Below are 12,194 nucleotides of genomic sequence, written 5' to 3' on the forward strand. Positions count from 1 at the left end.
TCCGTGCTCATCGACGGCTTTCCCGCAGGCTCCTTCCAGGCCAACTGCTACGTGGTCGCGCCCGCCGCGGGAGAGGAGTGCGTGATCGTCGACCCAGGTCAGGACGTTGTCGAAGGCCTGGACGACATGCTGCGCGAGCACCGGCTCAAGCCGGTCGCCGTGCTGCTGACGCACGGTCACATCGATCACGTGTGGTCGGTCGCGCCGGTCTGCGGAGCGAAGGACGTGCCCGCCTGGATCCACCCCGAAGATCGTGAAATGCTGACCGATCCGGGCAAGGGTCTCTCGCTCATGGCCCGCCAGCAGCTCTTCGGCGGGCTGCGGTTCACCGAGCCCGACGACGTGCGCGAGCTGTCGGACGGCGCGGTGCTCGAGATCGCCGGCATGGCCATCACCGTCGACCACGCGCCCGGGCATACCAGGGGGTCGGTGACGTTCAGGCTTCCGGATGAGCGTGTGATGTTCTCAGGAGACCTGTTGTTCGCCGGCTCCATCGGGCGCACCGACCTCCCGGGCGGCGACTACCCGACCATCTTGCGCAGTCTTGGCGGCGTCTGCCTGACGCTGCCGGACGACACGACGGTGCTGCCCGGTCACGGACCAAAGACGACGATCGGCCGCGAACGCGCGACGAACCCGTACCTCGCCGAGGCGGCGCCGTTCGCGGGCCCAACCAGGGGACTGTAGATGAGCTTTCAGGCGCCCAAGGGCGTACCAGAATATCTTCCGCCGCGTTCGGCGACCTTCCTCGCGGCCCGCGCGGCCTTCGCCGCGGCCGCCGAGAACGCCGGCTACTCCTACATCGAGGTGCCGGTCTTCGAGGACACCGAGCTGTTCGCGCGGGGCGTCGGCGAGTCCACCGACGTCGTGAGCAAAGAGATGTACACCTTCGCCGACCGGGGCGGCCGCTCGGTGACGCTGCGGCCCGAGTTCACCGCCGGGGTGATGCGCTCGACGCTGGAGCACGGCCTGCACACCGGCCAGCTGCCGGTCAAGCTGTGGACCACCGGCCCGGCCTTCCGTTACGAGCGCCCGCAGGCGGGCCGCTACCGCCAGCTCCAGCAGTTCGACGTGGAGGCCATCGGCACGGAGGACCCCGCCGTCGACGCCGAGACCATCGCCATCGCCTGGGCCGGCTACCAGGCCCTCGGCCTGCGGCAGGTGCGGCTGCTGCTGAACACCCTGGGCTGCAAGCAGTGCCGCCCGGCCTACCGCGCCGCCCTGCAGGACTTCCTCCGCGGGCTCGACCTGGACGAGGCCACCCGGGCGCGCATCGAGGTCAACCCGCTGCGGGTGCTCGACGACAAGCGTCCCGAGGTCAGGGCCCAGGTCGAGAACGCCCCGCTGATCACCGACCACCTGTGCGCGTCCTGCAAGGCCCACCACGACCGCGTGCGCTCCCTGCTGGAGGACCTCGGCATCCCCTTCGAGGACACCCCGCGGCTGGTGCGCGGCCTGGACTACTACACTCGCACCACCTACGAGTTCGACCACCCGCTGCTCGGCGCCCAGTCGGGCATCGGCGGCGGCGGCCGTTACGACGGCCTCTCGGAGGACATCGGCGGCCCGCCGCTGCCCGGCATCGGCTTCGCCGTGGGCGTCGACCGCATCATCATGGCGGTGGAGGCCGAGGGTCTCGCCCAGCAGGCGCCCGCCCGCGTCGCGGTGTTCGGCGTCCCGCTCGGCGAGGAGGCCGCGCGGCGGATGTTCACGCTCGTCAACGGGCTGCGGGCGGCGGGCGTCGCCGCTGACATGGCCTTCGACGGCAAGGGGCTCAAGGGCGCGATGAAGGGCGCCGACCGCTCCGGGGCCACGTACGCGGTGATCCTCGGCGAGCGAGATATCGCCGCCGGGTCCGCGCAGGTGAAGGACCTGGCAAGCGGCGACCAGACCGCCGTGCCACTCGCCGAGATCGTCACGACCTTGAAGGAGAAACTGACCAAATGATCCGCACGCACACCGCCGGATCGCTGCGCAAGGAGCACGCCGGCCAGCAGGTGACGCTGGCCGGCTGGGTGGCACGCCGCCGTGACCACGGCGGCGTGGTCTTCATCGACCTGCGCGACGCGTCCGGCTCGGCGCAGGTGGTCTTCCGTGAGGAGGACCACGCGCACGACCTCCGCTCGGAGTACTGCGTCAGGATCGCCGGAGTGGTCCGCGCCCGCCCCGAGGGCAACGAGAACCCCGAGCTGCCGACCGGCGAGATCGAGGTCGTGGCCTCGGAGGTCGAGGTGCTCAGCGAGTCCGCGCCGCTGCCGTTCCCGATCGAGGGCGTCACGGGCATCTCCGAGGAGGCGCGGCTGAAGTACCGCTACCTCGACATGCGCCGCCAGCAGGTCGCGAACGCGCTGCGCGTCCGTTCCGCGGCCACCTACCTGGCCCACGAGGTCATGCGCGAGCACGGCTTCCTGTACGTCGAGACCCCCGACCTCACCCGCTCCACCCCTGAGGGCGCCCGCGACTTCCTGGTGCCGGTGCGGCTCCAGCCGGGCAGCTGGTACGCGCTGCCGCAGTCGCCGCAGCTGTTCAAGCAGCTGCTGATGGTCGGCGGGCTCGAGCGCTACTACCAGCTCGCCCGCTGCTTCCGCGACGAAGACCTGCGCGCCGACCGGCAGCCGGAGTTCACCCAGATCGACGTCGAGATGTCGTTCGTGGACCAGGACGACGTCATCGCCCTCGGCGAGGCGCTGATCGGGCGCATCTGGAAGGAGACGGTCGGCTACGAGCTGCCCACGCCGCTTCCCCGGCTGAGCTACGCCGAGGCGATGGCCCGCTTCGGCTCCGACAAGCCCGACCTGCGGTTCGGCTGCGAGCTGGTCGAGATGACCGGCTACTTCGCCGACACCACCTTCCGCGTCTTCCAGGCGCCCTACGTCGGCGCCGTCGTCATGCCCGGGGGCGCCTCCCAGACCCGCAAGGAGCTGGACGCCTGGCAGGACTGGGCCAAGGCGCGCGGGGCCAGGGGGCTCGCGTACGTGCTGGTGCAGGCGGACGGCCAGCTCGGCGGGCCGGTCGCCAAGAACCTCTCCGAGCAAGAGCGCGCGGGCCTCGCCGAGGCCGTCGGCGCCTCCGTGGGCGACGCGGTCTTCTTCGCCGCCGGCCCTCAAGGCCCCTCGCGCGACCTGCTGGGTGCGGCCCGCCTGGAGATCGGGCGGCGCTGCGGCCTGATCGACGAGTCGCAGTGGAGCTTCCTGTGGGTCGTCGACGCGCCGATGTTCGAGCCGGTGCTCGACGAGGTGGGCCGCCAGACGGGCTGGACGGCCGTGCACCACCCCTTCACCGGTCCGAAGCCCGAGTGGGCCGACACCTTCCAGGAGCGGCCGGGCGAGGCCCTGGCGTACGCCTACGACATGGTGTGCAACGGCATGGAGATCGGCGGCGGCTCGATCCGTATCCACCGGGCCGAGATGCAGCAGCGGGTGTTCGAGGTGCTCGGCATCTCCAAGGAGGAGGCCGAGAGCAAGTTCGGCTTCCTGCTTGAGGCGTTCAAGTACGGCCCGCCTCCGCACGGCGGCATCGCCTACGGCTGGGACCGCGTCTGCATGCTGCTGTCGGGAGGCGACTCCATCCGCGACGTGATCGCGTTCCCGAAGACCGCCTCCGGGTTCGACCCGCTGACGGCCGCTCCGACGCCGATCACCCCCGCGCAGCGCAAGGAGGCCGGGGTGGACGCCGGGCGGGCTCCTGCGGCCCCCACGGAGGCGCGCAAGGCCACCGGGTGACCGCCCGCGGGTGCTGACGCATCGAGCCCCGGCGCGCATGGCGCGCCGGGGCTCGTTCGTCTCCGGGTCCCTACCGGGTGATCTTCATATCCTTGATGATCACCGGGAGCTTGGGGGCGTTGGAGCCCTCGCCGCGCACGTCGGCCATGGGGTCGTCGTTGAAGGGGATGATGCCGCCCTTGGCGATCTTGTCGATGACGTTCATGCCCTGCTTGACCACGCCGAACGGGGTGAAGGCGGCGCCGGAGGCGGTCAGCTGGGTGTTCTCGTCCGAGAAGGAGATGAAGAACTGGCTGCCGTTGGAGTTGGCGTCCTCTGAGGCCTGCGCCATCGCGACCGTTCCCCTGCCGAGCGGGATGCCGCCGAGGTTCTCGTCGCCGAAGAGGTATCCCGGGCCGCCTGAGCCGTCGGTGGCGTGCTTGCCGTCGGCCTTGGCCAGCGGGTCGCCGCACTGCAGCATGCCCAGGCCCACGGTGTCCACCGTCGCGAGGCGGTGGCAGCGCGTGTTGTCGAAGAAGTTCTTCTTGGCGAGGAACTCGAAGGAGTTCACCGTGCACGGCGTCTGCGCGGTGGCGAGCTCGATGACGATCGTCCCCTGGTTCGTGGTGATCACCATGTTCCTGCCCCGGGTGTCCGGCTTGGACGGCGGCGTGCCGACCTTCTTGGCCGGCGCTCCGGAGTCGTCCTTGCGGTACTCGCAGGTCGTGCCGGCGGGGGCGGCGCTCGTGCTGGGCAGGGCGACCGGTGCGGAGGCTCCCGGCGAGGCCGCGGAGGAGGCGGAGGCGGAGCCGGTGGGATCGGCGGCCGTCGGCTTGCCGTCTCGGTCGTTCCCCATGAGCGTGGTCGCGGCGAAGATGCCGCCGCCCACGACCACCACGCCGAGGACGGCGCCGATGACCGTGTTCCGCCTGGACTTGCCGGTGTCCTGGGTGCGCTGTTGCTGTCGCTCGCGGTGCTCCCGTGCCAGCTGGGTCTGGCGATCCACGTCGGTCACGGTATGCCTTCCATTTGCCGATAGATGACTTGATGTGCTCGGGAATCGTACCGGCCTTTACGTCGAGCCCGTATAAAACGCCCAGTTCGGTAGGCCGGTCGATCGTCCCCCGCCGGCCACCGCGTGCTGTGGTTGCATCGAGGAAGGTTGCCGAGAGGAATTTCTTATGGCGGTTTGACGCCGGACCCGCCACCATGGGGGCGCGGTGGAGGGGGACCGCGCCGTCCGGCCCACATCGGAACCTCGCCCCGGCGGGATCCGTACAGGGGACGAGCCACTGACAGGAGCCATGATGTTCGACCAGATTCTCGGCCTGCCCGCCCACCCCCTGATCATCCATGCCGCCGTGATCCTCATCCCGCTGCTCGCCGTGGGGTCGGTGGTGTACGGCGCGGTGCCCCGTGTGCGTCCCTCCATCGGCTGGGCGGTCGTCCTGCTCGCGATCGCCGCCCCGGCCGCCGCCTTCGCGGCCAAGGAGAGCGGCGAGGCGTTCTTCGACGGCATGTTCGCGGGCGGCCTGCCCGAGGGCGCGCTCGGGGCGCGCATCACCGAGCACCAGAGCTACGCCAACCCCCTGCTGCTCAGCGCGGTGGGCCTGGGCGTCTCCTCTCTCCTGCTGGTCTACTCGGCCCGCAAGCTCGGCAGGATCACCACCGTGGTCCTGACCGTGGTCACCGTGCTGCTCGCCCTCGCGGCCGGCTTCTACGTCCTGCGGGCCGGCCACACCGGGGCGACGGCGGTCTGGGCCCGCTGACACCGCTTGCGGCGCGGCCGTGAGCCGCGCCGCGCCGGCGGTAGTGTCGACGCGTGGAGAGTTTGTTCGATTCGGCGGCGGAGGAGGCCCACAGGGGCCAGGAGCCGCTGGCGGTGCGCATGCGGCCCCGCACCCTCGACGAGGTGATCGGCCAGCGCCACCTGCTCGGCCAGGGCACCCCGCTGCGCCGGCTGGTCGAGAGCGAGGCCCCCATGTCGCTGTTCCTGTGGGGTCCTCCCGGCACCGGCAAGACCACCCTGGCCTACGTCGTCGCCGGTGTGACCAAGCGCCGCTTCATCGAGGTGTCGGCCGTCTCGGCGGGGGTCAAGGAGGTCAGGGCGGCCATCGACCAGGCCAAACGCGAGCTCGGCATGACCGGCCGCCAGACGGTCCTGTTCGTCGATGAGGTGCACCGCTTCAACAAGGCACAGCAGGACGCACTGCTGCCGGCCGTGGAGAACCGCTGGGTCACCTTCATCGGCGCCACCACCGAGAATCCCTTCTTCTCGGTCATCTCCCCGCTGCTGTCGCGCTCGCTGCTGCTGACGCTGGAGTCGCTGTCCGAGGCCGACGTCCGGGACGTCCTGGACCGGGCGCTGACCGACCCGCGCGGCCTGTCCGGCGAGGTCACCCTCGCGCCCGAGGCCATGGAGCACCTGGTGCGCCTGGCCGGGGGAGACGCCCGCCGCTCGCTCACCTACCTGGAGGCCGCGGCGCTGCTCGTCCCCCGGGGCGAGATCACGGTGGAGACCGTCGAGAAGGCCGTCGACAAGGCCGCCGTGCGCTACGACCGGCAGGGCGACCAGCACTACGACGTCATCAGCGCCTTCATCAAGAGCATGCGCGGCTCGGACGCCGACGCGGCCCTGCACTACCTCGCCCGCATGATCGAGGCGGGCGAGGACCCCCGGTTCCTGGCCCGCCGCATCATGATCTTCGCCTCGGAGGACGTCGGGATGGCCGATCCCGCCTGCCTGCAGGTCGCGGTCGCCGCCGCCCAGGCCGTGCAGATGATCGGCCTGCCCGAAGGCCGCATCAACCTGGCCCAGGCGGTCATCCACTGCGCGCTGGCCCCCAAGTCCAACGCCGTCGTCACGGCGATCGGCGCCGCCTCCGACGACGTGCGCAAAGGGCTGATCGGCCAGGTGCCCGGTCACCTGCGCGACGCCCACTACCCCGGCGCGGCCAAGCTCGGGCACGGCAAGGGCTACCAATACCCGCACGACTTCGAGCACGGCCTGGTCAGGCAGGACTACGCGCCCGAGGAGGTCCGCGCCCGCCGGTACTACGAGCCGACCCGCCACGGCGCCGAGGCGCACTTCGCCGACCGGTGGGCGAAGATCCGCGAGTTCCTGCGCGGCGCGCGGTGACCGCCCCGCCGTCCACAGACGGGCGCGCTCAGCGCGGGCGCCGGGCCCGGGCGCGATAGGGTCTCCCCATTCCATCGCCCCGGCCGGGTCGGACATCCGCAGGCCACCTACGAGGGGACGCATCGACATGCTTACCGCGGGAGAGGTCGCAGGCCTCATCGTCGCCATGTTCTGGGCGATATTGGTGTGCTTCATGGCCGTGGTGCTGGTGCGGCTGGCCCGGCTGCTCACCGAGACCGCCAAGATGGTCGCCGACCTCAGCGAGCGCGTCATCCCGCTGCTGGACGACGTCAGCGTCACGGTCACAGAGACCAACCGCCAGCTGGTCGCCGTCGAGGCGATCGCGGTCGACATGAAGCAGGTCAGCGGCAACATGGTCAGGGTCACCGGCATCGCCTCCACGCTGCTGGCCAGGCCGCTGATCAAAATCGCGTCGTTCCTGCACGCCCTGCGCGCCGCGCTCACCGGCCGGCGCCGGCACGCCGCCCTCACCTCCGGCGGCAGGCGGGGGCGCTCGTGATCCGCCGGCTGTTCTACATGGCCCTGGGCGCGTACATCGCGGTCTGGGTGATGCGTAAGCTGCAAACGTTGAAGCCCGACCATCTCGCGCGCCGCACGGCCGGCCACGCCATGGACCTCGCCGCCGAGGCGCGCCTGTTCGCCGCCGAGGTCCGGCACCTGTCGGCAGGCAGGGAAACCGAGTTGCGAGCGCGGTTCGGCATCGACAGTGTTGAAGAAACCCACGACAACGACGTAAAGGATGGCCGCTGAGATGGAGTCGGCAGAGATCGCCCGCCGCTTCCTGCGCTTCTTCGAGGAGCGCGGTCACACTGTCGTGCCCTCGGCCAGCCTTGTCGCCGAGGACCCGACGCTGCTGCTGGTCAACGCGGGCATGGTGCCCTTCAAGCCCTACTTCCTCGGGCAGAAGAAGCCGCCGTTCCCGCGGGCGGCCAGCGCCCAGAAGGTCGTGCGCACGCTCGACATCGACGAGGTGGGCAAGACCACCCGGCACGCCAGCTTCTTCCAGATGCTCGGCAACTTCTCCTTCGGCGACTACTTCAAGGAGCAGGCGCTCCCGTACGCCTGGGAGCTGCTGACCAGGTCCGAGTCCGAGGGCGGCTTCGGTTTCCCCGAGGGCCTTCTCTGGGTCACCGTCTACCACGACGACGACGAGGCCTTCGACATCTGGCACAACAAGGTCGGCATCCCCGCAGAGCGCATCCAGCGCCGCGGGCTGGCCGACAACTACTGGCACATGGGCGTGCCCGGCCCCGGCGGCCCCTGCTCCGAGATCTACTACGACCGCGGCGTCGACTACGGCAAGGAAGGCGGGCCGGTCGCCGACGAGAACCGCTACCTGGAGGTCTGGAACAACGTCTTCATGCAGTTCCAGCTCAGCGCGGTTCGCAGCAAGGTCGACTTCGACGTCTCCGGCGAGCTGCCGGCCAAGAGCGTGGACACCGGCATGGGCCTCGAGCGCATGGCGGCCATCCTGCAGGGCGTCGACAACATCTACGAGATCGACACCACCTACAAGATCCTCGACAAGGCGGCCGAGCTCACCAAGACCCGCTACGGCAGGAACGCCCGCGCCGACGTCTCGCTGCGCGTCGTCGCCGACCACCTGCGCGCCGGCGTCATGCTCGTGGGCGACGGGGTGACGCCCACCAACGAGGGCCGCGGGTACGTCCTGCGCCGCATGCTGCGCCGGGCCATCCGCAACCTGCGCCTGCTCGGCGCGGGCGAAGAGCGCTACATGCACGAGCTCGCCTCGACCACGATCGAGGCGATGGGCCAGCAGTACCCCGAGCTCAAGAGCGACGCCGCGCACATCCACACCGTGATCGACGCCGAAGAGACCTCCTTCCTCGGCACTCTGCGCACCGGCACCGCCATCTTCGACGCCGCGGTCGAGGAGACCAAGCGCAAGGGCGCCGCGACGCTCGCGGGCGGCCAGGCGTTCCAGCTGCACGACACCTACGGCTTCCCCATCGACCTGACGCTGGAGATGGCGTCCGAGCAGGGCCTGCAGGTCGACGAGGACGGCTTCCGCCGCCTGATGAACGAGCAGCGCGACCGCGCCAAGGCCGACTCCGCGGCCAAGAAGACCGGCAACGCCGACATCTCCGTGCTCGGCGAGCTGCTCGACCGGGCCGGCAAGGTCGACTTCCTCGGCTACGACCTCACCACCGCCGAGGCGAACGTCATCGGCCTGCTCGTCGACGGCGCCTCGGCGCAGGCGGCCGGCGCGGGCAGCACGGTCGAGGTCGTCCTCGACCGCACGCCGTTCTACGCCGAGGGCGGCGGCCAGCTCTCCGACCAGGGCGTGATCAGCACCGGCGGCGCGCACGTGGACATCGTCGACGTGCAGTCCCCGTTCGCCGGGCTGGTGGTGCACCGCGGCAAGGTCCGCGACGGCGAGATCCGCGTGGGCGACCAGGTCCAGGCCGAGATCGACATCGAGCGGCGCCGGGCCATCTCCCGCAGCCACACCGCCACCCACCTGGTCCACCGCGGGTTCCGCAACGCGCTCGGCGAGAGCGCGGCGCAGGCCGGCTCGGAGAACTCCCCGGGACGCTTCCGCTTCGACTTCACCGCGGCCGGCGCCGTCCCGCCGAGCCTGCTGCGCGACGTCGAGGACGAGGTCAACGCCATCCTGATCAACGACCTGAAGGTCCACGCCTACCACACCTCCCTCAGCGAGGCCCGTTCCATGGGCGCCCTGGCGCTGTTCGGCGAGAAGTACGGCGACGAGGTCCGTATCGTCGAGGTCGGCGACTACTCCCGCGAGCTGTGCGGCGGCACCCACGTCGCGAGCTCCGGCCAGCTCGGCCTGGTCAAGGTGCTCGGCGAGGCCTCGATCGGCGCCGGCGTGCGCCGGGTCGAGGCACTGGTCGGCATCGACGCCTTCCGCTTCCTGGCCCGCGAGAGCGTCCTTGTCGCCCAGATCAGCGAGCAGCTCAAGGCGCGCCGCGAAGAGCTGCCCGAGCGCGTCGAGGGCATCGTCACCCGCCTGCGCACCGCCGAGCGCGAGCTCGAGAAGCTCCGTTCGGCCCAGGTGCTCGCGGTGGCAGGCGAGCTGGCCGCCTCCGCCCGCGACATCGAGGGCGCGTCGGTGGTGACTCACCGCGCGCCTGACGGCACTTCGGCCGATGACCTGCGTAAACTCGCCCTAGACGTGCGTGGCCGGTTCCCCGGTGACCGCGCTGCGATGATCGTGATCGCCGGTGTTCCCGCCGACCGGCCGGTCGTGGTCGCCGCTGTGAACGATGCGGGGCGCGCCCGGGGACTCAAGGCCGGGAGACTGGTCGGCGTCGCCGCCAAGGCACTTGGGGGTGGCGGTGGCGGTAAGGATGACGTCGCGCAGGGCGGGGGCGCCCGTCCGGAGGCGATCGGTGACGCGCTCGGCGCCGTCGAGCACGCGGTCCGCGAGGCCCTGTCCTGAGCATGGAGGTCTCGCCCGCGTCCATCGGCGGCGGCTCGGAGCATCGCGGGGCGGCCACGCCGCCCCGCCGAGGGCCGCGGCGGGGGCACGGTGCCCGCGGGCCGGGCGCGGGAGCCCCGCCATGAGGCAGGGCGTCCGCCTCGGGGTCGATGTGGGGTCGGTCCGCGTCGGCGTGGCCCGCAGCGATCCTTCCGGGCTGCTGGCCACCCCGGTCGAGACCGTCCGCCGAGGCCGGGGCGATCTCGACCGCATCGCCGCGATCGCGGGCGAGCACGAGGCGATCGAGGTCGTCGTCGGCCTGCCCACCTCGCTGTCGGGCCGCGAGAGCCATGCCGCCGCGGCCGCCCGCGAGTTCGCCGGCCGCCTGGCCGCGCGCCTCGCTCCGGCGCCGGTCCGGCTGTACGACGAGCGGCTGACCACCGTGACCGCGCAGCAAGGGCTGCGGGCCAGCGGTGTGAAGGCCAAGAACCAGCGCGAGGTGGTCGACCAGGCGGCGGCCGTGGTGCTGCTGCAGGCCGCCCTGGAGGCCGAGCGGGCGAGCGGCGCCCCGCCGGGCAGACCCGTCGAGCCGCCGGGGCGCCGCCCCGGCGGAGAATCGAGCGCCGGGCACTCAGGGTGACCCGCCCGTCAGGGCTCGGCCCCGACGAGCCGGACGGCGCCGGGGGGCGCGAGCGGCCCGGAGGCCTGCCCGAGGAGCCCGACCGTCCTGACGACGTCGAGGATCCCGGCGACCTGATCGCGTTCAGCGGTGAGGACGCCGCCGGGGAGGACGACGAGCGCCGCGCCCGCACCGAGCGCGGCCGCCGCGGACTGGTCCTGCTGGTCGCCGGCGCAAGCACTGCGCTGGTCGCCGCGGGCCTCGCCGGCGCGTTCACCATGTGCCGGCCGTTGATGACACCGGACGACTTCGAGGGAAAGGGCTCGGCGCCCGTCGTGGTGGAGATCGTCCCGGGCGCCAGCGCGGGGGAGATCGCCGAGGCGCTGGTCCGGGCCGAGGTCGTGGCGAGCACGCGGTCCTTCGTGCACGTGGTCGAAGAGCGCGGCAAGTCCGGCAGCCTGCGGCCGGGGCGTTACCTGCTGCGCAAGCGCATGGCCGCCGCCTCGGCGCTCGATCTGCTGCTCACTCCCCAGTCCAGGATCCGCAAGCGGGTGACGATCCCCGAAGGGCTGCGCGCCGCCGAGACGGTCGCCCGCCTGGCCCAGGGCTCGGGGCTGCCGGCCGCCGAGCTGTCGAAGATCCTCGCCCGGCCGGCCGACCTCGGCCTGCCCGCCTATGCCAAGGACACCGCCGAAGGCTTCCTGTTCCCCGCGACCTACGACATCGAGCGCTCCACGACGCCGCGCGACCTGCTGCGGTCGATGGTCCGCCGGTTCAAGCGCGCCGCCGGCCAGGTCGGTCTGGAGGCCGGCGCGGCCCGGCAGCGCCTCACCCCGCGCGAGGTGGTGGTCGTCGCCAGCATCGTGCAGGCCGAGGGAGGCAGGGACGCCGACTATCCGAAGATCGCCAGAGTCATCTACAATCGCCTCGCGTCCGGAGCCAAGCTGGAGATGGACAGTACGGTGATGTACGGCCTGGGCAAGCACGGCATCGTGGCGTCCGGAGCCGAGATCAAGCGCGACACCCCCTACAACAGCTACATGCATCCCGGGCTGCCGCCCGGGCCGATCAGTAATCCCGGTGAGGCCGCCCTCAGTGCGGCGCTTCGTCCGGCTAAGGGTGATTGGTACTGGTTTGTCACGGTCGACCCACGGCGTAGAATCACGAAATTCACTGACAAAGAGAGTGAGTTCGTGAAATACCGAGAAGAGCTGCACCAACGTCTCGGGCAGCACCACTGATGCCCGGCGGTACGGCCACCCCCTCCCGTACGCGCCCGGTGACCTGGGCCGGCGCGCCCATCGGCGTGGG

11 protein-coding genes are annotated in these 12,194 nt (G+C 71.4%); 10 read left to right on the forward strand and 1 reads right to left on the reverse strand.

The window, feature by feature from the left end:
* Window positions 1–3 precede the first annotated feature (3 nt).
* The 3 genes from ACFO60_RS22015 to aspS are packed head-to-tail and all read left to right on the forward strand — an operon-like array spanning window position 4 to window position 3,722.
* Complete coding sequence (locus ACFO60_RS22015) at window positions 4–687, forward strand: MBL fold metallo-hydrolase (RefSeq protein WP_380842944.1); 684 nt, start codon at window positions 4–6, stop codon at window positions 685–687.
* A complete protein-coding gene (gene hisS, locus ACFO60_RS22020; RefSeq protein ID WP_380842946.1) occupies window positions 688–1,947 on the forward strand; it encodes a histidine--tRNA ligase in 1,260 nt (419 codons plus the stop codon). It begins immediately after the preceding gene.
* Window positions 1,944–3,722, forward strand: coding sequence for an aspartate--tRNA ligase (aspS, locus tag ACFO60_RS22025; protein WP_380842948.1), 1,779 nt, complete (start codon window positions 1,944–1,946; stop codon window positions 3,720–3,722). The genes hisS and aspS overlap by 4 nt, the downstream gene beginning before the upstream one ends.
* A 70-nt stretch (window positions 3,723–3,792) precedes the next feature.
* On the opposite strand, the gene ACFO60_RS22030 is transcribed toward aspS, so the two are convergent.
* Window positions 3,793–4,716: a peptidylprolyl isomerase gene (locus ACFO60_RS22030; RefSeq protein ID WP_380842950.1), complete on the reverse strand. Its 924-nt coding sequence runs from the start codon at window positions 4,714–4,716 to the stop codon at window positions 3,793–3,795.
* A gap of 289 nt (window positions 4,717–5,005) precedes the next feature.
* On the opposite strand from ACFO60_RS22030, the gene ACFO60_RS22035 reads away from it, so the two are divergent.
* From ACFO60_RS22035 to mltG, 7 genes are all read left to right on the forward strand, one after another.
* Window positions 5,006–5,470, forward strand: coding sequence for a hypothetical protein (locus ACFO60_RS22035; protein WP_380842952.1), 465 nt, complete (start codon window positions 5,006–5,008; stop codon window positions 5,468–5,470).
* A 53-nt stretch (window positions 5,471–5,523) separates the two neighbouring features.
* Window positions 5,524–6,840, forward strand: coding sequence for a replication-associated recombination protein A (locus ACFO60_RS22040; protein ID WP_380842954.1), 1,317 nt, complete (start codon window positions 5,524–5,526; stop codon window positions 6,838–6,840).
* Between the two features lie 127 nt (window positions 6,841–6,967).
* Window positions 6,968–7,360 carry a DUF948 domain-containing protein gene (locus tag ACFO60_RS22045; RefSeq protein WP_380842956.1) on the forward strand — a complete coding sequence of 131 codons (393 nt, stop codon included), beginning with the start codon at window positions 6,968–6,970 and terminating at the stop codon, window positions 7,358–7,360.
* Window positions 7,357–7,611, forward strand: a complete 255-nt coding sequence (locus tag ACFO60_RS22050; protein WP_380842958.1) for a hypothetical protein — start codon at window positions 7,357–7,359, stop codon at window positions 7,609–7,611. Before ACFO60_RS22045 ends, ACFO60_RS22050 begins: the two co-directional genes overlap by 4 nt.
* A gap of 1 nt (window position 7,612) precedes the next feature.
* Window positions 7,613–10,285 (forward strand): alanine--tRNA ligase, encoded by a 2,673-nt coding sequence (alaS, locus tag ACFO60_RS22055; RefSeq protein WP_380842960.1) that lies wholly within the window; start codon window positions 7,613–7,615, stop codon window positions 10,283–10,285.
* 121 nt (window positions 10,286–10,406) lie between these two features.
* Window positions 10,407–10,904: a Holliday junction resolvase RuvX gene (gene ruvX / locus ACFO60_RS22060; RefSeq protein WP_380842962.1), complete on the forward strand. Its 498-nt coding sequence runs from the start codon at window positions 10,407–10,409 to the stop codon at window positions 10,902–10,904.
* Window positions 10,901–12,124: an endolytic transglycosylase MltG gene (mltG, locus tag ACFO60_RS22065; protein ID WP_380842964.1), complete on the forward strand. Its 1,224-nt coding sequence runs from the start codon at window positions 10,901–10,903 to the stop codon at window positions 12,122–12,124. Before ruvX ends, mltG begins: the two co-directional genes overlap by 4 nt.
* Window positions 12,125–12,194 lie beyond the last annotated feature (70 nt).

The organism is Sphaerisporangium dianthi, assembly GCF_042654065.1.
GTDB lineage: Bacteria > Actinomycetota > Actinomycetes > Streptosporangiales > Streptosporangiaceae > Sphaerisporangium > Sphaerisporangium dianthi.